Source organism: Nocardia kruczakiae NBRC 101016, assembly GCF_001612965.1.
In the GTDB taxonomy this organism is placed as follows: domain Bacteria; phylum Actinomycetota; class Actinomycetes; order Mycobacteriales; family Mycobacteriaceae; genus Nocardia; species Nocardia kruczakiae.
On sequence record NZ_BDBL01000017.1, the window covers coordinates 1 to 22,780 of the forward strand.

16 protein-coding genes and 1 pseudogene are annotated in these 22,780 nt (G+C 65.8%); 6 read left to right on the plus strand and 11 right to left on the minus strand.

From position 1 onward, the window contains the following. The first annotated feature begins 353 nt into the window (after positions 1-353). The 3 genes from NK1_RS13950 (at position 354) to NK1_RS13960 (ending at position 4,755) form a co-directional block, all read left to right on the plus strand. Entirely contained in the window at positions 354-2,027 is a 1,674-nt protein-coding gene (locus NK1_RS13950; protein WP_281189154.1) for a cutinase family protein, read from the plus strand. A 473-nt stretch (positions 2,028-2,500) separates the two neighbouring features. Continuing rightward, the gene (locus NK1_RS13955) at positions 2,501-3,625 is read left to right on the plus strand and encodes an acyl-CoA dehydrogenase family protein (RefSeq protein WP_245660491.1); all 1,125 of its coding nucleotides are present in this window, start codon (positions 2,501-2,503) and stop codon (positions 3,623-3,625) included. Positions 3,626-3,906: 281 nt separating this feature from the next. Beyond that, positions 3,907-4,755, plus strand: a complete 849-nt coding sequence (locus NK1_RS13960) for an SAM-dependent methyltransferase (RefSeq protein ID WP_281189155.1) — start codon at positions 3,907-3,909, stop codon at positions 4,753-4,755. A 1,605-nt stretch (positions 4,756-6,360) separates the two neighbouring features. Here the strand turns inward: NK1_RS13960 and NK1_RS35000 are convergent. Next, positions 6,361-6,699, minus strand: coding sequence for a hypothetical protein (locus tag NK1_RS35000; protein ID WP_063008956.1), 339 nt, complete (start codon positions 6,697-6,699; stop codon positions 6,361-6,363). On the opposite strand from NK1_RS35000, the pseudogene NK1_RS13970 reads away from it, so the two are divergent. Further along, positions 6,592-7,756, plus strand: a pseudogene (locus tag NK1_RS13970) (IS3 family transposase). The gene NK1_RS35000 and the pseudogene NK1_RS13970 overlap by 108 nt on opposite strands. A gap of 88 nt (positions 7,757-7,844) precedes the next feature. On the opposite strand, the gene NK1_RS34510 reads toward NK1_RS13970, so the two are convergent. From NK1_RS34510 to NK1_RS14005, 8 genes are all read right to left on the minus strand, one after another. Beyond that, positions 7,845-8,078, minus strand: a complete 234-nt coding sequence (locus tag NK1_RS34510; RefSeq protein ID WP_157104262.1) for a hypothetical protein — start codon at positions 8,076-8,078, stop codon at positions 7,845-7,847. A gap of 350 nt (positions 8,079-8,428) precedes the next feature. Continuing rightward, positions 8,429-9,466: a porin PorA family protein gene (locus NK1_RS13975; RefSeq protein ID WP_157104263.1), complete on the minus strand. Its 1,038-nt coding sequence runs from the start codon at positions 9,464-9,466 to the stop codon at positions 8,429-8,431. 190 nt (positions 9,467-9,656) lie between these two features. Next, positions 9,657-11,354, minus strand: a complete 1,698-nt coding sequence (locus tag NK1_RS13980) for an FAD-dependent oxidoreductase (protein ID WP_063008958.1) — start codon at positions 11,352-11,354, stop codon at positions 9,657-9,659. Between the two features lie 63 nt (positions 11,355-11,417). Then, positions 11,418-12,056, minus strand: a complete 639-nt coding sequence (locus tag NK1_RS13985) for a 3,4-dihydroxy-2-butanone-4-phosphate synthase (RefSeq protein WP_084460907.1) — start codon at positions 12,054-12,056, stop codon at positions 11,418-11,420. Continuing rightward, positions 12,043-12,840 carry an enoyl-CoA hydratase-related protein gene (locus NK1_RS13990; protein WP_063008960.1) on the minus strand — a complete coding sequence of 266 codons (798 nt, stop codon included), beginning with the start codon at positions 12,838-12,840 and terminating at the stop codon, positions 12,043-12,045. Before NK1_RS13990 ends, NK1_RS13985 begins: the two co-directional genes overlap by 14 nt. Next, positions 12,837-13,757 carry an alpha/beta hydrolase gene (locus NK1_RS13995; RefSeq protein ID WP_063008961.1) on the minus strand — a complete coding sequence of 307 codons (921 nt, stop codon included), beginning with the start codon at positions 13,755-13,757 and terminating at the stop codon, positions 12,837-12,839. Before NK1_RS13995 ends, NK1_RS13990 begins: the two co-directional genes overlap by 4 nt. A 32-nt stretch (positions 13,758-13,789) precedes the next feature. Continuing rightward, positions 13,790-14,278, minus strand: coding sequence for a flavin reductase family protein (locus tag NK1_RS14000; RefSeq protein ID WP_063008962.1), 489 nt, complete (start codon positions 14,276-14,278; stop codon positions 13,790-13,792). An 88-nt stretch (positions 14,279-14,366) separates the two neighbouring features. Further along, complete coding sequence (locus tag NK1_RS14005; RefSeq protein WP_063008963.1) at positions 14,367-15,263, minus strand: alpha/beta hydrolase fold domain-containing protein; 897 nt, start codon at positions 15,261-15,263, stop codon at positions 14,367-14,369. A gap of 313 nt (positions 15,264-15,576) precedes the next feature. Between NK1_RS14005 and NK1_RS14010 the strand changes: the two genes are divergently transcribed. Continuing rightward, positions 15,577-17,715 (plus strand): acetate--CoA ligase family protein, encoded by a 2,139-nt coding sequence (locus tag NK1_RS14010; RefSeq protein ID WP_063008964.1) that lies wholly within the window; start codon positions 15,577-15,579, stop codon positions 17,713-17,715. Between the two features lie 82 nt (positions 17,716-17,797). On the opposite strand, the gene NK1_RS14015 is transcribed toward NK1_RS14010, so the two are convergent. After that, positions 17,798-19,657 carry an acyl-CoA dehydrogenase gene (locus NK1_RS14015; RefSeq protein ID WP_063008965.1) on the minus strand — a complete coding sequence of 620 codons (1,860 nt, stop codon included), beginning with the start codon at positions 19,655-19,657 and terminating at the stop codon, positions 17,798-17,800. Between the two features lie 224 nt (positions 19,658-19,881). Continuing rightward, the gene (locus NK1_RS14020; RefSeq protein ID WP_063009065.1) at positions 19,882-21,081 is read right to left on the minus strand and encodes an acyl-CoA dehydrogenase family protein; all 1,200 of its coding nucleotides are present in this window, start codon (positions 21,079-21,081) and stop codon (positions 19,882-19,884) included. 642 nt (positions 21,082-21,723) lie between these two features. Between NK1_RS14020 and NK1_RS14025 the strand changes: the two genes are divergently transcribed. Next, positions 21,724-22,764: an LLM class F420-dependent oxidoreductase gene (locus tag NK1_RS14025; RefSeq protein WP_063009066.1), complete on the plus strand. Its 1,041-nt coding sequence runs from the start codon at positions 21,724-21,726 to the stop codon at positions 22,762-22,764. Positions 22,765-22,780 lie beyond the last annotated feature (16 nt).

The window sequence follows — 22,780 nt, forward strand, 5'->3', positions numbered from 1 at the left end:
AAATACGAGGTCCCGGACGGCGGAACTGTGTCCCGCCGCTCTGAAACACCCATTGCACTGTTCGAACACCCAGCAGTCCACGGGAGAGACCGCACTCGGCTGCACACACAGAATTCCATCCGGGAGATTCGTCCATGATGTCGAAGGTGCACGCACGACCGATGCGCTCGGCACTGTTGCGAGGGATGTCGAGCGTATTCGCTGCAGCTGTCGTTACGGCAGCCGGGTCAGCAGCGGCGCAACCCGACGATGGGCTATCGCCCGATGGGCCGCAGTGTCCTCCCCTGTATGTCCTCGGGGTCCAAGGGACAGGCGAATCATCGCCGGATGCACCGGTTTCCGTCGATGACGGCATGCTTTCGGCAGTGCTTGTCCCATTTCTGTCCAGGGTGGGGCCACAGGGGGCAGGGCACGCGTATGTCCCGTACATGGCTTCGTTCGGCGGCATGGTGCCCGGCGGGCCTACGCCGTATTCGTACTCGGCGGCCGAGGGTCTCGACCGCCTGCAGTCGATGGCACGCGAGATCGTCGGCCGATGCTCGCATACCCAACTGGCACTGATCGGTTATTCCCAAGGGGCGCACGTTGTTTCGATGTTCGCCCAGGAGGTCGGGACCGGCGCCGGCGCGATTCGGCCGGATCAGGTAGCCGCAGTGGCACTACTCGCGGACCCCACCCGTGGCCGTGCCGCACCAGTGTTTCCTGGCGTCCCGGGTAAAGATCGGCCGGATCCGGCGCCCGACACCGCCGGGACGGAAGTGGCCGAGTTGCCGCGGTTTCTACTACCAACTCCGCCGGGTGGCGGCATCGGCCCGATCCGAGACATCACAGAGAATTTCGGAGCGCTCACCGGGCGGGTGGCCTCGCTGTGCCTACCCGGAGATCTGGCTTGTGACGCACCCGCCGATTCACCGCTACTTCATATGATCGCGACGATCGCCGGACAGGTCGAATTCAACCCCGACGACCCGGTGGCGACACTGTTCTCCATCGCGGGCACCATCCAGGCGACACTCACGAAAACGCTGGCAGCGGTGGTGAGTGAGGACCTGCACGGCTATTCGCTCGGAACTCTGTCGTTGACACCGGAAAAGACACTCAGTATCCGGCTCGCCGAAGCCGCCGATCCACGCGTCCTCGCGGATCCGGAGTCTCGCGAAGCGCTGCTGAAACTTGCGACCGCCGCGTTCAACACACTTCTCGCCATCACCGGGACTGCACTCACGTTGTCCGCCTCCGAGTTTTCCGAGGTCGCGACCGCTGCCTCAGCCGACCCGCTAGCGGGGCTCACCCGCCTCGCCCAAGACGTCGCCTCCGCCGGGCACCATCCGCCGGCACAGCCCGAAGCCTTCCAGCTACTGACTCAGATCTTCGATGCCGTCGGTCGGCTCGGTGCCGACAACGCCGAGTTGCTCGACCTGCGCACGTGGCTCCGCTATGCCGACACCGTCCACCAACACGGCGCCTACGCAACCGCCGGCATGAGCGTCCGCTCCAGCACCGAAGTGCTCGCCGACTGGTTCGCTGCCGTGGCTCGCGACCTTGCCGCCCCCCGTTTCTCCCGTCGAACTCACGGACCGCTCGACACTGCCCCACCCTCGATCTCGGTACCGACGACCCCGACTGCCTCGCCTCCGGCGTTGCCGGCAAGGCCATCGGACAAGATCCCCGTCACCACCCCCTCGTCGCCGGCCGACCTCCCAGTCACGACGACACAGCCCATGCCCCCCAGCGCCCCTGCTCTCCACGTGAGCGACCGATCGAACAGTCGACTGAATTGGCTGCTCTTTTTGATCGGTCTCATCCTCGTCGCCAGAATTTCGACCGCCATCCGAAACCACTTACGCCGTCCACAGGCCCCAGCAACGGCCGCGAAATCAAGTCCCCAAGAGGACGACATGCCTGCTCCGACCGAAATCAACAACCGATCCGCCGAATTACACCACAAAGGCGAGGTTTCCTGTACGATTCGAGAAAATATCACCTCTATCGAACCGGACGAAGACGGAGAAATGATCAGAACGTAGATTCGAATAGTTTTCGAAACAACGACCAACCCGGTATAGAGCCCGATGCAGTCAACGAACAATCGGTTTCGCAGGGCCCGTCGTCGCAAACCCGCATGTCATCCTGCGTGAAGGACGACACCCTACGCGTGACATAAGCCAAACCTTCAATTTCGGGGCGCAAATATCGCGCTACTCGACTGTGCCACTCCTTCGCATGCCGTCTAATGAAGCGATACTCGCCCGCCGATCAGCTCAGCACCTTGGTTGCGAAACTTTCGGCTGGCATATACGCCGTTTGTTGCCGCTGGAAGATCAGTGATGCGATTCGGACGCTCACCCGCACTCACACCTCTCGAGGCCGGTTCCGGAACAGGTAATCCTTCCGCCCCTCGGCCACAAATAGAACTATCCCGGTTCCATTTTTCCGAAATACCCGACAGCTAAGTACATATGCCCATACCTCGATCGGGAGCTTTGTATTGGATTTCACCATGGACGAGAACCAGGATGCGGTCGCTGAAATCGTCGTACGATTGCTGGAACGCGAGAGCACACGCGATATCGCGCTCTGGTCTGCCCTAGTCGACAGCGGACTTCTGTCGACTCCTCTGCCGCCGCGGTACGACGGAGACGGCGGTGGCGTGCTGGAAGTAGCGGCGATGCTGACGGAGTTGGCAACCGACGCCGTGGAGGTGCCCGTACTACCGACCCTCGGTTTCGGGGTCCTTCCTCTGCTACGAACCGCGCCGGATATGTTGGCGGAGAAGATCTTTCCAGCTGTCGCCAAGGGAGCGGTACTCACGGCAGCACTCAACGAACCTGGGGCACCGTTCTCGAAAGGGCCGGAGACCATCGCGGTCACCGATGGCAACACGGTGCGAATAAGCGGCCATAAGGTCCACGTGCTTTACGCGAACATGGCACGGTGGATTCTGGTGCCGACCGATTCCGGTCTCGCTGTGGTGGATGCGGAAGCGCCGGGCATCGGCCGCATCCGAAACATATCCCCCAGCGGACTCCCGGAATTTTCGCTGTACTTGGACAACGTACCCATACCAACGGAGCAACTTCTTCCGGACGGTATCCCACCGTTGAATCGATTGGCCCTGGCCGCCATCGGTTCGGTAGCAGACGGCCTGTTGAAAGGTGTACTGATGCGGACCGCCGAACACCTCCGTATACGGCATCAGCTCGGACGTTCCTCCGCACGGTACCGAGCAGCCTCACAGCACATTGCCGATGTCTATCTGACCTCCCGTGCGTTGCACTCGGCCACGTTGTCGGTGAATCGGGCGCTCGCGCAGGAGAACGACGGTCCCGAGCATTGCGAAAGCCTGGACACCGACCTCGCAGTGCTGACGTACTGGGTCGGCGAAGCGCTGCCGGAGGCAATGCACACGTGCCGTCAGCTCAACGGTGAAATCAGTACCGAAATCACCAGGCCGTTGCGCCGCTATTACTCACAAGCCGACATTATCGCCCGCATGCTCGGTGGCACGGCGCTCCGACTCGATTTCCTCAGCACCGGCTGCACTTTGTCCCGACTGCAATATCAAGAAACTGCGCGGGTTCCGGTCAGCGTCGCGCCGACGACGGCTGCGGTCGCCACGATCTGAAGGACTTCATCCGGCGTCGACACCGCTCCCAGCCCGCGCGCACCGGCTCCCGGAGACCGGTTCAGCCGTTGAGAAGAACCGGTCTTCATCCGGCCTACCGCCCCAGGTCCTGCCGGCATCCGACGAAACCGTATCGGGTCCCTGAACCTCCTGGCACACTTATGAATTGCGGCAAATACATGCGCACTACTCAGTCGGTTTCGCAGTCCAGAGAGGTCTTCATGCCGGACCCGTCCCAAAACGCCCCGGCGACACGGGTACGCAGCCCAGTAGGGCTGGACATGTCGCGGGCAAGCATCGCTCGCGTGTATGACGCGACTCTGGGCGGCAAGGACAACTACGAAGTCGATCGTTTCGTGCGCGACAAGGTCGCTGAAATCGCACCGCGCCAACGTGACGTGGCGTGGATGAACCGGCAATGGCTGCACCGAGTGGTCCGTTACCTCACCGGTTCCGTCGGCATCGACCAGTTCCTCGACCTCGGTGCCGGCCTCCCGACCGTCTGCAACACCCACGAAATCGCGCAGCAGCACAATCCCACCGCACAGGTGGTGTACGTCGACAACGATCCGCTGTGCACCCTCCACGGCCGAGCCCTGCTCCAGAGCAACGAACACACTCATTTCGTGTCGGCCGACCTGACCCAGCCACAGACCTTGCTGGCCCATCCCGAGATCGCCGCACATCTCGATCCGAGTCGTCCCCTCGCTCTTATCCTGTGCGGCGTTCTCCACCACGTAGACGCCGACGTCGACCCTGCCGGAGTCATGCGCCGATACATCGACGCGATTCCGGTCGGTTCCTATGTTGCGACCACCCATTTCTGGGACCCCGCCGACGGATCCGCGGCGCACGAAATGGCCGTCCAACTTCAACACCGGTTCATAACGTCGGGCTTGGGGTCCGGCTGGTACCGCACCAGGGACGAAATCGCCTCGCTGTTCGGCGATTTGGACATACTCGCCCCCGGACTCGTCGAACTGGACGACTGGTGGCCTATGGGGCCTACACTCGAGCCCCGATGCATCGAGAAACGGCTACTGCTCGGCGGTGTCGGGCGCAAGACGGCGAACTCTACCGTGATTCCGTTCCCGTCCCGGACCGAGCGCACCTCACGCGAGAACTCGTGACCGGGCTCCGCACAACGCCCACAATGAATTGGTCAGTCGGGGCACACGCGATCGGCATAGCCGGCGGACGGGCCATTCAACCTGCATCCGTGCTGCCTGTTCTGCGTTCAGGCCGAGGTGCACATCGCGATAATGGGGGTAACGGTGTGGATGCGCTTCGGTCGACACCATCTGTCGAGCGCACCACCTGGGGACAGTCGCGGCGGTCACGGTGCAGATGCGGGCGGCGGCTTTGCGGCTTCAATCAATGAGGAGTTGGAGGCCGTCGATGCTTTCGGCCCATGCGAAGATCTCCGCGTTGGAAACTTGTAGGCCCACATCTCAAGAAACCCAAGGCACGGACTTGGCAAGTATGCATATGCCACCGAGAATCGGGGAGCCGCCATGGCTAATCGCGGGTTCGGTAGCGGGCGCCACGCGCTCTCGATGTTTGCAGACGGCGTTTGAGGTCGAGTCCTCGATGATGGTCAAGTATGGGGTCAGTCCGAGAATACGGCACCAAGCGGTCACGGCGCCGTCCACTCTCTTCATCAATGCCCCGAGTCTATAATTACCCGATTTATTCGGACGCGGGCGGTATGCATGCCAAGTCACCACCCGCGTCCGACATAATAGGAATCTCATGAACAAGACTCCATCAACCACCGAATTACCTGCCGGAGCCGAAAGCTCCGATAAGAAATTCAGAGATAGGCAGAACAGAATGCAGTGCTGGTAAATCGCCGGATTCTGACACCGCACCCCATTCTAGCGAATTGACCATTCGCATCACTCAGGGGTGGATCGCCCCTGAGCAAGCCCGCCACAGCGTGCATCCTCACAGAAAGGAGCGACCAACGCCTTTACGGGCAGAGAAAAGACCGGCCGCATATCGGGGAGGTAAAGCGACCGGATTGCAATCACAGCACAATACCGAGCAGCGAGTGCAGCAGATTTACGACAAAAGTCAGAATCACAGATGATCACCTCCCTCCGAGGACATTCCTACCTTGGTCAACTTGGAGCTCCCCCTGGGCCCGAGCTGAGACATTACACATAGCCACCGGAGATACAAACTCACACAAAAGACTCCAAACAATGCCGCGTGAAGAAGGATACGCGCGATTGCCGCACCTTTTCCACGCTTCCTGGATGGCAATCCGGACTCGCGTTATTGCCACCCTCGCCGTTATCAGATCAGCTCCGAAGAACCTGCAAATTCGATGCCCAAAGATTTTTATCCCCCGTCACGTCACGAATGCGGCTGTAGCTGCCACGCGTTGTTTGCAAGCGTCCGGTTGGTTTCACAGCACCGTATGCAAGTGAACGCGCAGTACGTCGAGCGCGAATCGGCGCCGGATCCGGCGAACGCGCCGATGCGCCGATAAGACATCGATCTAGAGCGTCAATATCGGCGAATGATTGATACCTAGGCCGACCGGGCTGCGTTCACTCGGCTGGACCTGCTCGGCGGCGGAGCGATCCGACGCACCGACAGGGCACCCGCCCCGAGAACTACCACTCCCCTGCCGACTTCACAGAGGACCCACAGAGCCCGAACCCGAGCGGGCCGGAAGCGAGGGCGGAGTAGTGAACTGGAGGCAGACGATCCGCTGGCTGGACCTGCTACGGGGTTTGCCTGTGACTGTGCGCGAGAAGGTCGTCGGCCAGCAGCTTGAACGACTCGCGTCGGTCGCGCGGGTGGTAGAGGTCGGTCTTGATCAGAAGTTCATCCGCTTCGGTGGCCTCTGCCAAGTCCTGCAAGCGCGTCAACACGGTCGCCGGCGATCGGGGCTGCTGCACAGATAGGGACAATTGAGATGGCTTGCCGGGAGGTGGGCCTGAGAGGATGTCACTGTGCCCAAGCCGTATCCGAAAGAGTTCCGCGACGACGTCGTCCGAGTGGCTCGCAACCGCGACGACGGGGTCACGCTGGATCAGATCGCGGCAGATTTCGGGATCCATGCGATGACGTTGTAGAAATGGATGCGTCAAGCCGACGTTGACGAGGGGAACAAGCCCGGAACCACGCGCAGCGAGTCGGCTGAGTTGCGTGATGCGCGGCGTCGTATTCGGTTGCTGGAGCAGGAGAACGAGGTGTTGCGGCGGGCCGCGGCGTATCTGTCGCAGGCGCAGTTACCGGGAAAAGGCTCTACCCGATCGTGAAAGAGCTTGCCGCCGAGGGGATTCCTGTGGCGGTGACGTGCCGGGTACTGCAGCTCGCTCGCCAACCCTACTACCGCTGGCTGGCCGAACCGGTGACCGCCGGCGAGGTCGCGCAAGGGTATCGGGCCAACGCGTTGTTCGACGCGCACCGCGACGACCCTGAGTTCGGGTATCGGTTCCTGGCCGATGAGGCCCGCGAGGCAGGAGAAGCGATGGCTGAGCGGACCGCGTGGCGGATCTGTTCGAACAACCGGTGGTGGAGCGTGTTCGCCAATCCGCGTCGCGGTAAGAACGGCAAACCCGGGCCGCCTGTCCACGACGACCTGGTGCAGCGGAACTTCAGGGCCGATAACCCAAATTGTTTGTGGCTCAGCGATATTACCGAACATCGGACCGGTGAAGGCAAGCTCTACATGTGCGCGGTCAAGGACGTGTTTCCAACCGGATCGTCGGCTACTCGATTGATTCACGGATGAAGTCCCGGCTGGCGGTGACCGCGGTGAACAATGCTGTTGCCCGACGAGGTGATGTGGCCGGTTGCGTGTTGCACACCGACCGCGGATCTCAATTTCGCTCGAGGCGATTCGTCCACGCCCTCAACCGTCATCGCATGGTCGGCTCCATGGGCCGCGTCGGCGCGGCCGGGGATAACGCCGCTATGGAAAGCTTCTTCAGCCTGCTACAACGCAACGTGCTGGACCGGCAGCGGTGGGACACCCGTGAACAACTACCGATCGCGATCGTCACCTGGATCGAACGCACCTACCACCGCCGACGCCGCCAGACTCGACTCGGGCGATCGACCCCGATCGAGTACGAGACAATCATGACCCCAGCGACCGTTCAGGCCGCATAACGAATCACCCGATCGTGCAGCAGCCCCGTCAGGCTAGGTGCGCTCCATCGCCTCGTCCACGATCTCAGACTCCCACATCTTGCTCCTGTCAATGCCGATCCAATGCTGGTTCTGGCTCGCATTTCGTGATTGCCCAAGCCTGGGATGCATTGGGACACTCAATGATTGATCGGTCCGCCATTGATCTGATCTTGGTCTGTCCGGGAACGAGTTCGGGCTGGCTGGCTTTGAGCGTGCTCAATGCCTCGAGGCTGCCGGCGCAGAAGGGCGGGTCGCCGATGATCTGGAACATGCCGGGGTTCTTCTGCAGTGCGGCCTGCATCTGTGGCGGGGTTCCCGGTCGCGCGACGGCATCGGATTGCACCACCTTGTTCCCACAGTCGCGGGTCACGCTGGGTTGCGCCTTGACCTCGCAGACCAGGCCCAATGGGCCGGTACGCGAACCGTGCTGAGCTGAGAAAACTCAATGCGACACAGGCAGATGCCGAGGCCAGACATACATCTGCAGCCTCGGGCCGATGCATCGCACGCTCGCCGAACTGCCGGTCACGTTCGCGCCGTCACCACCGGTGCCGACTCCGTGAGCGGGAGGCGCGGCCGCGCGTAGCCCACATCTGGCACGACCGAAGCCGGTGCCGCCTCTTGAAAGGCGGACCGGCTTCGTCGTCCAGCTCAGGCGGCCCGGCGCCGGACGATGCCGAGCGACAGGAGCGCGATGCCGATCATTACCATGGCCACCGGCAGCCACACGCCGAGGATCAACAGCATCGTCGAGTTCTTCGTGAGGGTGTTCGCGCTGGCGACCACCTCGTTCTCGGCGGTGTGAATGCTCACGATCGACAGCGGCAGGGCCGGAATGTCGCGGCCGTCGGCGGAGACGGTGACATACGTGCCCTGGGTCTGCTCGACCTTCAGCGGCGCGCCGAACTCCGTGTCGACGGCGGCAGCGATCCCGTTAATGCTGCCGAATCCGATGGCGACCGGGTCTGGCAGCGAAGGCAGTGCCGCCGTGAGGGCCTCGCGTGACTTCTCCGGGACGACTCCGGCCTGCAGCAGTCCCTCGACCATGGCCTTGGGCAGTTGCGCCGGGAAGCCCTGGAAGCGGGCGAGCAGCGCCGGGTTGCCGATCGGGCCCGCGGCGTCGACGCGGTAGTTGTAGACCTTCCGGCCCTGCACTTCGCTTTCGTCGACGAAGGTCGCCTGCTGGGCGGTGCGGGTCACCGGATCGTAGAGCATGGTGTCGGTTGCGGCCGGGTCCATCGGCCAGCTGAAGGTGAGACCGCTGTGCGCCTCGAAGGTGGTCCGCCTGTCGGCCGGGACCAGTGAGTCCTTCTGTGCGTCGGTGAGTTCGACGGGTGAGTAGTCGACGCGGTCGACCGCATAGGTGTGCACGTCGTCCTGGGTCGAGGAATCCGGGAGGGTGACCACGGAGTTGCTGGTCACGATGGCGGTGTCGCCGTCTACCGCGTCGACGGTGAGGCTGCGGTCGGCGGTGATCGGCATCTGCGGAGTCAGCAGGGCGGCGAAGTCACCTGCCGCGAAGGCATGCGAGTTCAGTGCCTGCATCGTGCCGTCGTACCGCTGCGATTGACTGAGATCGTCCGGCAGTTTCGTCATGGCGGGCAGCACCGCGAACCTGATGATCACCGCGCCGACTATCAGCACGGCCCCCGATACCGTCCAGACCACCGACGACTTACGAACAGACATCACAAGCTCCTTTGCTTTGGATGACGAGCAGACAGCATCGAGTCGCGCGGGGTCCACGACGGGGCCACCGCGCTACGGCGAAATCGCCGTTCAGGCCCGGGCATCGGGCCTGCGAGATCGCGGCGCCGATTGCGTCGCGACGAACGGACGGGCAAGTGCCGAGAATCATCGGCACTGCTCGACCGGGCTCCTATCCCGCCGGGTGCATCGCGGCTCCGGCAATCTCGACCATCTCCGCAGTATCGGTGATCTTGACGCGGGGACGGCCGCGGTCGCGGCCACCCTTGCGCTCGGCGGCGTCGATGGCCAGCCAGCCCTTCCTGTCCACGACTTCCGGGCGACGCTCGACGACCAAAACGAACAGCGCATCCCGGTCGCGGCCGGACTTCGGCTGCGGCAGGCGATCCGCGAGCAGATCGTCGATCAGTGCGGCGACGGTGTTCTGGGCGCACCGTTTGTTGGTGCCGATCACACCGGAGGGGCCGCGTTTGACCCAGCCGGTCGTGTAAACGCCGGCTAGGGCCGCGCCGGTGTCGGGATCGAGGACCCGGCCGTCGATGTTGGGAATCCGGCCCGCGTCCGCGTCGAAGGGCACACCCGGCACCGCTGTGCCGCGGTAGCCGATCGAGCGCAGGACCAGGCCGGCGTCGAGGATCTCGGTCGTGCCGGTGGGGCGGGCCTCTAGCGTGCCGCGCTCGGTGCGAACCAGTTCGTTGCGGACGATTTCCACGCCTTCGACACGATCGGCGCCGCGCAGCCGGACCGGTGAAGCGAGGTACCGCAGAACGATGCGCTTGTTGCCCGGAGTCGTTGTGCTGTCGGAGTATTCGACGGCGACTCGTGTCTTCAGATCGGTCGAGAAGGACCGGTCCTCGCCCGCGACGCCGCCGAGATCGAGTTCGCGGGGGTCGACGACCACATCGACTCCCGGAATGCGACCGAGCGCCAGCAATTCGGGAGTGGTGTAGGCGGCCTGGGCCACGCCGCGACGGCCTAGGACGACGACCTCGCGAATATTGCTCTGCCGCAGCGCTTCCAGTGCGTGCTCGGCCATGTCGCTACGGACGAGATCGTCCGGGTCGGAGACGAGCAGCCGGGCGACGTCGAGGGCGACGTTGCCGTTGCCGACGATCACCGCGCGCTCACCGGTCAGGTCGAAGGCGCGGTTCGCGTAGTCGGGGTGGCCGTTGTACCAGGCGACGAACTCGGTGGCGGCCACGCTGCCGGGCAGGTCCGCGCCGGGAATGTCGAGTTTGCGATCCTCGAGCGCGCCGACGGCGTAGATCACGGCGTGGTGGTGCGCGAGCAGTTCGCCGTGGGTGAGATCGCGGCCGATCTCGACATTCAGGTGGAACCGGAATCCGGGTTTGGCGGCGATCCGGCGGAACGCCTCGGTGATGGCCTTCGTGCCGAGATGATCGGGGGCGACCCCGGCGCGCACCAGACCCCACGGCGTGGGCAGCCGATCGAACATCTCGATGTCGATTCCGCCGCTGGGCATCCGGGCCATCAGCTCGGCCGCGGCGTAGACACCGGCGGGTCCGGAGCCGACCACGGCGACGCGCAGGGGCGAATCGGGTTTGGGCACCTTCACCGGAGGCTGGGGAGCCGGTGGCGTCCCCGCGTCGAGAGGAGTGCGGCGGAAGTAGTCCGCGTTGATCTCGCGATAGCGCAGCTGATCGTCGGGCAGTTCGTCTTCGGGGTGGATGGCATCGACAGGGCATGCCTCCATGCAGGCGCCACAGTCGATGCAGGTCTGCGGGTCGATGTAGAGCATCTCGGTGGAGCGGAAGGCCGGGTCGTCCGGGGTGGGGCGGATGCAGCTCACGGGGCACACCTGCACGCAGGCGGCGTCGTTACAGCATGGTTGGGTCACGACAAAAGACAAGGCAAACTCCTCGGACGAGTGCCGCCGGCCGCATCCGGCGGTCGGCGGTTCGGGATCCGGGAATCAATGCGTGAAGGTCACCGCATCGAATACCGAGACGAAGGTCAGCGCGTGATCGCGCGCGAAATCGATGCTCTCCTGCTCGTCAGCCATCCTGGTCGGATCCGTCGGGGAGACCAGTTCGCACAGGGCCGCCATCGGGCGCAGGCCGGCGACGCGCATCAGTTGCACGACCGATTCGGCCACGCCGCTACCGCCGCGCCGGGCGATGATCGGGGCGACATGTCCCGGCCTGGACAGGGCGGTCGGGACGGTTCGCGGGTCGGCGATGGTCCTGATCGTCCGCGCGCGGTCGGCCGCGGAGATGCCGGTGCCGGTGCCTTCCACGGCGTCCACCGTCACGGCAGGAACGGAACTCGCGTCGAAACCGCCGAACTGCCACATCGGCGGAAGCAACAGCCGGACGCAGTCCTCCTCCGGGACAGCGACTTTCACGAACCCCGAGGTGTAGTGGACCATGAACGCCACCGAATCGGTGGTGACGAATTCGGCGGCGGCGACCAGATTCGCCTCCCCGCAGGTGGGGTCGAACAGCACGATCGACCTGCCTGCGGCGAGATCGGCCGCGGCCTGCTCAACGCGAGCGCGATCGGTCTGCCGCGCATCGATCGGGGACATGGGCTTGATCTCAGCTACCGACATGGTCACTCCCAGTTCTTTCTCCGGTCTCCGGCCGGGTGCGTTTTGCGGTGAATGCCGCGATGGCGTCGCGGAAGCTGTCCGTCGTCGTCAGCCGGATCTGGCCGGCGCGCTCGCGTGCGAAGGCGTCGCCGAGTTCGGTCAGGCTCGAGTCGTTGACCGCGAGTTTGGTCAGGGCGAGAGATTCGATGGAGATCCTGCTCAGTCGCGCGGTGAGCTTCGCCAGTTCCGCTTCGAAGACATCGGGTTCGTGCACCGCCGCCACCAAGCCCATACGGGCCGCGTCCGTCGCGCTCAGGCGCTCGCCGAGCAGCGACATCCGCATCGCGACGGCGCGTCCGACAGAGGCCGCGACCAGTGCCGTGGCGCCGCCGTCGGGCATCAAGCCGATCGAGGTGAACGGCATGGAGAAGAAGGCGTCCGAACGGACGACGGTGAAATCCGCTGCCAGCGCGAGTGATACGCCCACGCCCACTGCCGGGCCGCGCACCGCGGCGAGGACCGGGCGGGGCACAGCGACGATCGCCGAAATGCAGCGGGTCGCGGCGTCGGAGGTGCTCGCGGTGTTCTCCACCGACAGCGGCTCCTCGACATCGAGGTCGCCACCGGCGCAGAAGGCTCGACCTGTCCCCGACAGCACGATCGTCCGCACGTCGGGGTCCGCGCCGGCGCTTTCGATCGCGTCGGCGAGTCGGTGCAGGGCGTCCTTGTCGACCGCGTTCATGCGGTCGGGACGATCGATCAGGATGTGCCGCACCGCGGCGTCGTCGGTGACGCTCACGCTCATGGCAAAACCTTCCGCAAGAAGCCGGCGATCTCGGCCACGCCTTCCCGCGCCTGCGGCAGGAAGTCGGTGAACAGCGTCCAGGCGTGGCAGGTGTGGGGGTGGACCGAGAGGGTGCTCGATCCGCCGGTCCGCTGCACCGCCTCGTGGATGCGCACGGCGTCGTGGAGCAGGATCTCGCTGTCGCTGGCCAGCAGCAGCATCGGGGGGAGCCCGGCCAGATCGCCGAAAACCGGAGAGGCGAGAGGATCCGAGCGGTCGTGGCCCTGGAGATAGGTGGCCGCCAGTAGTCCGAGGTCGCGTTCGGTGATCACGGGGTCGGTGGCGCGATTGGTGACGACAGTGACTCCGGACACGGTGAAGTCCGCGAGCGGCGAGACCACAGCCGCAGCCGCGGGTAAGGGACTACCGCTGTCACGTGACGCGATCAGTGTGGCAACGGTCAGTCCGCCGCCGGCGGAGTCACCGCCGAGAACGGTGTGCTCGGCACCGAACTCGGCGATGACCGCGCCCAGAATCCGGGTGGCGTCGTCCAGTGCGGCGGGGAACGGGAACTCGGGGGCGAGCCGATAGTCGGGTACGATCACCACCGCGCCCATGGCGCGCGACAGCGCCGCGGCGGCGTGCCGGTACCCGTGGGCGCTGCCCATGACGTATCCTCCGCCGTGCAACCACACCAGCACGTCGTCACCGATGCCGGTCCCGGCCGAGACCCGCAGCACCGGGACGCCCTCGATGGTCGACTCGATCACCGAAACATCCTCGGCCAGTGCGGGTTCGAGCATCATCGCGTCGAGGTTCCCGCGCAACTGCGCCAGCGAGAGTCTGCCGTCGCCGAACACCGAGGCGAACGACGTGCGCGCTCGGTTCAGGGCTTCCGCACGGTCGAGCTCGGTCGCGGGATTGTCCACGTGTGTCATTGCATGCCGTCCTTCGTCGAAACGATCCGCGCCTACAGTGCGGCGTGGGTGCCGAACACTCGGCCGTGATAGGTCAGTGGCGGCACGGTTCGGCTCTCGACGGCGAGGGCACGGCCGAACACGATCGTGTGATCGGCGACCGTGGTGGTGTCCATGACCTCGGCGGCCACCCAGTGCGGCACGCCCGCGATGCGGGGCACACCGCAATCGACCTGCCAGGCGACATCGAGGAACTTGTCCTTGCCCTTGCGCGCGAATTGCGCCGCCAGCGCGGACTGCATGCTGCCGAGGACATTGACGCCGAAGATCCCTGTCTCCAAGATCAGGCTCAACAGCTCTGAGCCCTGGTCCAGCGATACCAGCAAGGAGGGCGGCGTCATCGACAGGGAGGCGAAGGCGCTCACGGTCGTGCCGTGCGGGCGCTCGCCGTCCATGGCGGTCACGACCGCGACCGGCGTGCACACCGTGGCCATCGCGTCTCGGAATTGCGCGGTGAGGTCGGTCGTCTGCGGGGCGGACATCTCGGGCGTCCTTTCGTGCGTGGAAGTCTGACCGCGGGCGTCGCGCCCGAGGGAGGCGACGCCTGCGAGCGGATCGGTTGGGCGGGACTCAGAGCCCGAGGTTCTTGCGGATGAAGGCGCCCGCTTCCTCGGCGGCCTGGACGCCCTCGGGCAGGATCGCGGCGAACAACGGCCACACGTGACACATGTCGTCGTAGAGCGTCACCGAGGCCGACCCGCCGGCAGAGGTGATCGAGGCCGCCGCACGGCGGGAGTCGTCGAGCAGCACTTCGCCGGAGCCGACCATGAACAGCGCGGGCGGCAGGCCGCCCAGCTCTGCGAACAGCGGCGACACGAGCGGATCCTTCGGGTCGCGCCCCTGCAGGTACGCCCCGCTGATGTTGAGGATCGAGCCGCGCGAGACGGCGATGTCCTTGCCGTCGAACTCGTCCACGCTCGCTCCGCTGGCGGTGAGGTCGAGCAGCGGGGAGATGAAGACCGCCGCGCCGGGCAGCGCTTCGCCCTTGTCTCGCAGGACCGTCAGGGCGGCCAACGCCAGGCCGCCGCCCGCGGAGTCGCCGCCGACCGCGGTATTGCCCGCGCCGCACTCCGCCACCAGTGCCGACAGCACGGCGGCGCCGTCATCGAGCGCGGCGGGGAACACGTGCTCGGGCGAGAGCCGGTAGTCGGGCACGACGACGGTCACGCCGGCAGCACGCGAGAGCGTGTGCGCGAGGTTCTGGAAACCGCGTGCGCTGCCCATCGAGTAGCCGCCGCCGTGGAACCACACGAGCACCTTGTCGCGCGCGGCGCCCTTCGCGGTGACCGACAGGACGGGGACGCCACCTGCTTCACCTGCCACCGGCTCGATGTCCTCGGGGAGGGGGAACTGCAGCAGCAGTCGGTCGTAGGCGTCGCGCAGATCCTCGATCGTCGCCGTCGCCGGGTCGGGAAAGCCTTCGAGATACATCTTCTCGGCGCGTGCGAGTGCCTCGGTCCTGGCCATGAATCCTCCGGATTGACTTCGAATCCCGGCGCACCTCTTCGCCGAGCATGTGAGCGAGCTTACATAGTTACCATTAACTTTTGAACCCGTTTCTCAGGATCTTTTCGATTTGTCGACAGAAAGCGACCATAACCGCTGTTCACGATGATAGATTTCGACGCAATCGAGCAGCGGCTCGGCGCCCGGCGGAACAGCGCGGGCGGCGCGAGCGCACCGCAGGCAGCATCTGCCCGGCTCGTCACTTCTCCCCCCGGCCACAGACATCGCAGGGTGCTCGACCGGACACCCGACACTCGATCAGAAGGACCACGTCATGCCCCTCCTAGCGGACGACGATTCGGCGCGCACGCAGGAACCCGCCCCGCACCCGAGATCCCCCCTCGACCGCGTACTTAACCCGTCGACCATCGCGATCGTCGGCCTGAGTGACAAGTCCCCGGTCGCGCCCTTCATCCGGCCGACGCTCGACAGTGGCGCACAGGTGCACTTCGTCCACCCGAGCGCGGCCACCGTCTTCGGCACACCGACCCACTCCTCGATCTCCGAGGTGCCCGGCCCGATCGACGCTGTGCTCTCGGTGATGTCGGCTGAACGGACCGTGGCATTGGCCGAGAAATGCGCGTCGCTGGACTGTGGTGGGCTGATCATCTATGCCGCCGGCTTCTCCGAAGTCGGCGCGGACGGCGGCGAGCTACAACGCCGGCTGGTCGCCGCGGCACGGCGCGGCAGCATGGCCGTTGTGGGCCCGAACAGCCTGGGCTACATCAGCGTTCCCCGCAGCCTCAATCTGACCGCCTCGGCGAACTACCACCCGCCGGCGGGCGGGGTGTCCATCGTCTCGCACAGCGGCGCGATGATCGGCGGCGTCGCCATCACCGCGGGCAGGCGGACCGGGGTGGGCATCTCGCGCCTGATCTCGGCGGGCAACGAAGCCGTCACCGACATCGCCGACTACCTCGACTTCCTGGCCGACGACCCGCAGACCACCGCCATCGGTCTGATCGTCGAGGGAATCCGCAGGCCCGAGGCGTTCTTCCGGGCGGCGCGGCGCTGCCGGGAGGCAGCCAAGCCGATCGTCGCGGTCAAGCTCGCCCGCAACCGCCGGACCCAGCAGATGGCGGCCTCGCACACCGGCGCGCTGGCCGGGAACTCCTGGGCCTACGACGTCGCATTCCGGCACGCCGGCATCCAGCTCGCCCACGACATCGAGGAAATGATCGACCGGCTCTCGATCGTCGACCAGCTCGACCCCGCGAAATGGAACGCCGTCGAGCGACTGGGCGTCGTCGCAGGCACCGGCGGCTTCGCCTCGCTGGCCTTCGACATCGCCGAGGCCGAAGGGCTCACCCTGCCGCCGCTGGACTCCCTCGCCGACTGGGTCGCCTCGACGATCCCGGGCATCACCGTTCCGAACCCCCTGGACACCACCGGATTCGGCGCGACATTCTGGACCGACATCGTCGGACGCTATGTCGGATCACCCGACCTCGACGCGGTCGTGTTCGTCAACATGTGGGGTGAGGGCGACGACTCCCCGGTCTATCGCCGCCTCATCGACGAGGTCGCCACCGCCGCACGCCGTTTCGGCAAGCCGGTCGCGATCGCCGCGGGCGCGGGCCCGGTCGGCTCGTTCGCCCGGGAAGTGATCGGCTCGGACGGCAGTGTCGCGCTCGGCTACGGACTGCGCGGTACCCTGCGCGGACTGCAGACGATGGGCGCGTTCGTCCGGGACCGCGCCACGGCCCGCCCGCAGGCCGAGCCCGTGGCGGCGCTCGCCTGCCCGCCCGGGCCGTTCCCCGCCACCGCGGACGGCCGCCGTTTCCTGCCGTTCACCCAGGCCATGGATCTGTTGGCGGAGTTCGGCATCCCCACCTCGCCGTACTGCGTCGTCGGTGCGGACGAGCAGGCCACACCGAGGTTCGAGGGCCCGTACGCGGTGAAGCTCGCCGACGTCCCGCACCGCACCGAGCTCGGCGCGGTGGCACTGAACGTCACGCGGGCGGATCTCGATCGGGCGGTGACCGACATGCGCGCGATCGCGGCACGCCACGATGTCGGCGAGATCGTTGCCGTGCAGCCGATGGCCGCCGCGCGCGGTGAGCTGCTCGTCGGGGTGGAAGGCCGCAGTGAACTCGGGCCGATGGTGGTGCTGGGCATCGGCGGCATCCTCGTCGAGGTCCTCGAACGAGTCGGCGGCCGCCCGGCGCCGTTGACCCGCATCGACGCCGAAGCGCTCATCGAGGAGTTCCGCGAGCTGCGGATCATGCACGGCTACCGGGGTTCGCAGCCGTGGCATCTGGACCGGCTCGCCGAGGTGCTGGTCGGATTCGGCCGCCTGGCCGCGGCCTGCCACGGCTGGCTCGAGTCGCTGGACGTCAATCCGCTGCTGGTCACCGCCGATGGATTGCTCGCTGTCGACGCGCTGTTCATCGTGCGCGAGGGCGCCGAGTAGCACGGCGGACAGACGAACGGCGCGCCCGACTCGAGTCGGGCGCGCCGTTCGTTTCCGGCATATATTCTGCCCGGCGGACAGCTCAGAAGGCCGCTTCGTCGAGGGCCATGACCGAGTCGTCCACGGCGCGGGCGATCGCGGCCTCCGCGGCCGTGACGGGCAGGACGTTGCGGGCGAAGAACCGCGCCGCGGCGACCTTGCCCTCGTAGAACGCCGTGTCCTCGGCCGAGGCGCCGGCCTCGAGTGCGCGCAGGGCGATCGCGGCGCCGCGCAGCAGCAGCCAGGCGACGAGGACATCGCCCAGGATGTAGAGCAGCCGTGTCGCGTTCAGCCCCACCTTGTAGATGTCGGTCTCCTTGCCGCCGGCCTTCGGGTTCGCGGCGAGCAGGTCGGCGGTCATCTTCTCGACGACCGCCCCGACAGCGCCGACCGACTCGAGGAGCAGGTCGCGTTCGAACGCCAGCTCGGCGCCTGCGGCCGGATCATCGGCGAACGACGACATCTCCTGGACGAGATGCCCGAACGCGACGCCGGAGTTCCTGGCGATCTTGCGGAAGAACAGGTCTTGGGCCTGGATGGCGGTCGTGCCCTCGTAGACGGTGTCGATCTTCGCGTCGCGCACGTACTGCTCGAGCGGATAGTCCTGCAGGTATCCCGATCCGCCGAAAGTCTGCAGGCATTCGGTGCCCAGCACCGTCCACGAGCGCTCGGACCCGTAACCCTTGACCACCGGCAGCAGCAAGTCGTTGACGGCCTCGGCGAGTGCGGTGTCCTCACCCGCCGCGGCGGCGAGCGCGATCTCGTCCTGCCAGGAGGCGGTGTAGAGGACCAGCGAGCGCATCCCTTCGGCGTAGGACTTCTGGGTGAGCAGCGACCGGCGGATGTCCGGGTGGCGGGTGATGACGACCCGCGGCGCCGCCTTGTCCGACGACCGGGTCAGATCGGCGCCCTGCACCCGCATCTTGGCGTAGTCGAGTGCGTTGAGGTAGCCGCTGGACAAAGTCGCGATTGCCTTGGAACCGACCATCATCCGGGCGTCCTCGATCACCTCGAACATCTGGTTGATGCCGTCGTGCACCTCGCCGAGCAGCCAGCCGCGGGCCGGATCGTTCTCGCCGAGAGTCATCTCGCAGGTCGCGGAGACCTTCACGCCCATCTTCTTCTCGACATTGGTGACGTAGACGCCGTTGCGTTCGCCGGTGAGCTCACCGGTCTCGAGGTCGAAGTGGAATTTCGGGGCGAGGAAGAGGCTGAGCCCCTTGGTGCCCGGGCCGCCCACGCCCTCGACTCCCACCGGCCGGGCCAGCACGAGATGGATGATGTTGTCGGACAGATCGTGCTCGCCCGCGGTGATGAAGCGCTTGACGCCGACGAGGTTCCAGGTGCCGTCCTCGTTCGGGATCGCCTTGGTCCGGCCGGCGCCGACATCGGAACCGGCGTCGGGTTCGGTGAGCATCATCGTCGCGCCCCATTGCTTCTCGGCGGCGATCTGTGCGATCCGCTTGTCGCGTTCGGTGCCGTTGCGGTACACGACCCTGGTCGCGGTCGGGAAGCCGACATAGGTCCACAGCGTGGGGTTGGCGCCGAGCACGAATTCGGCGAGTGCCCAGTTGAGTGAACTCGGCGCGTTCGTCCCGCCGAGTTCCGGCAGGACCCGCAGTCGCCACCACTCGGCGTTCATCCAGGTTTTGTACATGGCCGTGTACGCGGGCGGGATGGCCACCGTGTGCGCGGCGGCGTCGAAGACGGGCGGATGGCGGTCCGCCTCTTCGAAGGACTCGGCGAGCTCCTCGCGGGCGAGGCGGTCGACCTCGCGCAGTGCGATCTTCGCGGTGTCCCCGTCGACTTCCTCGAACGGCCCGGTCCCCAGCACCCGGTCGCGTTCGAGCAGTTCGAACAAATTGAACTCCACATCGCGGAGATTGCTCTTGTAATGGCCCATCGTGGGTGCCTCTCACGTTTGTCGACCCACCCACGGCAGGTCGGGAACTGTTTCGTGCACTTCGTCGCTCGACGGCGGGACCAGCGCAGGCGTCGGCCACGACCGGTGGGCATGCCGCGCTCACGCGGCATGCCCACCGTGTCATGTATGGCGACCGGGTCCGGCCTCGTCAGATGTTCACGCCTCGGAGGCTGGGATTCTTACGCCTCGGCGGCTCGGATTGTTTACGCCTCGGCGGCGTAGACCGGAAGCAGGACCGCGGCGGCATCGACGAACATCTTCGGGTCGACGAGCAGGTGCTGAGTCGCCACGTTCATGTCCCGCACGAAGCGGCCCAACGTGCTGGTCCGGGCGATGCTCTGGCTGCCGCCCCAGCGATGCGCGAACATCACGATGTCGGCGGTGACCTCGTGCACCCACGACAGCATCTGCGACGCGCGGGCGATCTGTTCGGGCGTCACCGGCTGCCCGCCGCTCACCGCGGCCTCGGCCGACTCGACGACGTCGTAGCAGTACAGGCGGGCGGCCTGCAGGTCGGCTTCCTTACGCGCGAAATCGAGCCGGAAGATGTCGGCTTCGCCGACCGGAACGGAGTAGGTGGGACGCACCTTGCCGTCGGTGATCTTCGCTACCAGTTCCAGTGCGCGAGTGGCGATTCCGAGCACGATCGGCGCGTGGCAGATGCCGCCGACGAACTCGTTGCCCAGCTTGTACAGGACCTCGGGGCGAGTCGGCGTGCCGCCGAAGGTCTGCGTGGTGTACTCCGCGGGCACGAACTTCTTCGAGATCGTGTAGTCGTGGCTGCCGGTGCCCGCCAGCCCCCAGACGTCCCAGTTGTTCTTGAACTCGACCTGATCCTTGGGCAGCAGGGCGATGCGCGCCTGCGGCTGACCGTTGGCGCCCAGGATCGGACTGCCCTGTTCGTCGGCGACGTAGAAGCCCGCACCGATCCAGGTCGCGTGATCCGAGCCGCTGGCGAAGGAGTAGTTGCCGTCGATGATGTAGCCACCCTCGACCTGCACGCCGGGATGCCGCGGGAGGAGCTGACCCGCGACGATGAAGGGCTCGTCCCTGCCCAGCAACGCGTCCATGACCTCGGCCGAGAGTTGGCCGATCACGCCGGCGGTGCCCCAGGTGCTGGCCATCATGGCCCAGCCGGTCGAACCGTCGGCCTTGGCGAGCTCTTCGTACACCCGCATGCCCTCACTGGGGAGCAGACCGCCGCCGCCGAGTTCCTCGGGCTCCAGCATCCGGTGCAGTCCCAGTTCGTCCAGCGCGTCCGCGACCGGCTTGGTGATCGTGCGGTCACGCTCGATGGCGGCGGCCTCTTGCCTGATCAGCGGCGCGATCGAACGGGCGCGCTGCACATAGTCGGTCACCCGGTCGCTGCCGGTAGCTGCCTCACGGGTCAGCGTCTCAGTCATTTTCATGCCTTTCATGCGGATGTCCATCCGGAGGCGCGCTCATCAGTCGAGTGGCTCCCACGCATCCGGTCTTCCCTGCCCCCCGCAGCACCCCCCGAGGCGGCTCGAGACCAGGTCAGGGGCACTGTTGTGATCAAGGTAACATAGTTACCACTAATGTCAAGGATGGATTATGCAGGCCAGAGGTACAATTTCTGCCATAACAGTCCGAAACAGTCATTCACACCCGCCGCCCCCCGCCCGCGGCGGGTGGCCCGCCACCAGCCGACTCGATCGCCCCGAACAGGCATTCCGCCCATCCGTCTGCCGAGAAAGGGTCGGCGGAGAGCTTCTCATCGAGTCGAAACAAGCGGCGTCGGCGCACCCGGAACTCGAGGACCACGAGCCTCCCGCCGAGGACGGCGGTTCGAGTCGGCCACGGTCCGGCGCATCACCACCGACCCCGGCAATGCTCCATATTCACAAATAACTTTAGGCCCAAAAAGTCGCCTTTAACTAGCATTGACCACTTATAGTGACCATAGTTAGCATTAACACCCACTCGCAGCGGCGACTGTCGTGACCCCCGAAGCCGGTCACACGGTCGGCCAGAACCTCATCGCACGCAGCGAGGGCTGCGAATTGCGGAAAGCAGGAGAGCACATGCGTATCGGCACGGTGCTGGACTTCGGTCCACCGTTCGACGAGATCGCCACTCAGATCGTCGACTACGAGGCCGCCGGCCTCGACTCGGTGACGATGGGCGAGGCGTACACCTTCGATGCGGTCAGCCAGCTGGGCTACCTCGCGGCGCGCACCTCACGCATCGAACTCGCCACCGGCATCCTCCCGATCGACTCCCGCACCCCGACCACACTGGCCATGACCGCGGCGGGCCTCGACTATGTATCGAAGGGGCGATTCCGGCTCGGAATCGGTGCCTCCGGACCGCAGGTGGTCGAAGGATTTCACGGCGTCCCCTTCGGGCACGCGCTGGGCAAGACCAGGGAGACAATCGAGATCTGCCGCACCGTCTGGCGGCGCGAAGCACTGCGCCACCAGGGCAGGCACTTCCAGATCCCGCTTCCCGCCGACCGCGGCACCGGCCTGGGCAAACCGCTCAAACTCATCAATCACCCGGTCCGCGATCGGATTCCGGTCTCGATCGCCGCCTTGGGCGAGCAGATGGTCGAGCTCACCGCCGAGATCGCCGAGGGCTGGGAGCCCATCTTCTTTCACCCGGAGAAGCTGGAATCGGTGTGGGGTGCGGCGCTCGCCCGCGGAAAAGCCAGGCGCGCCGCCGAGTTGGGCGAGCTGAACATCATCGTGCGCCTTCCCCTCGCCGTCACCGACGATCCCGCGCCGTGGCTCGACCGGGCCCGCCCCCAACTGGCCCTCTACATCGGCGGCATGGGATCACGGACCCGCAACTTCTACAACGACCTCGCCAAACGCTACGGATTCGTCGCCGAGGCCGAGGCCATCCAGGAGCTGTTCCTTGCGGGCAAGCACCGTGCGGCGGCCGCCGCCGTCCCCGACGAACTCGTCCGCGCGACCTCACTGATCGGCCCCGCCTCCTATGTCGCCGAGCGGATCGCGATGCTCCGCGAGATCGGCGTCGGTCTGCTCAACGTCAGCCCCATGGCACCGACCCACCCCGAGCGGCTCTCGGCGATCGAACTCCTGCGTTCACTGACCGACTGACCATCCAATCCACTCC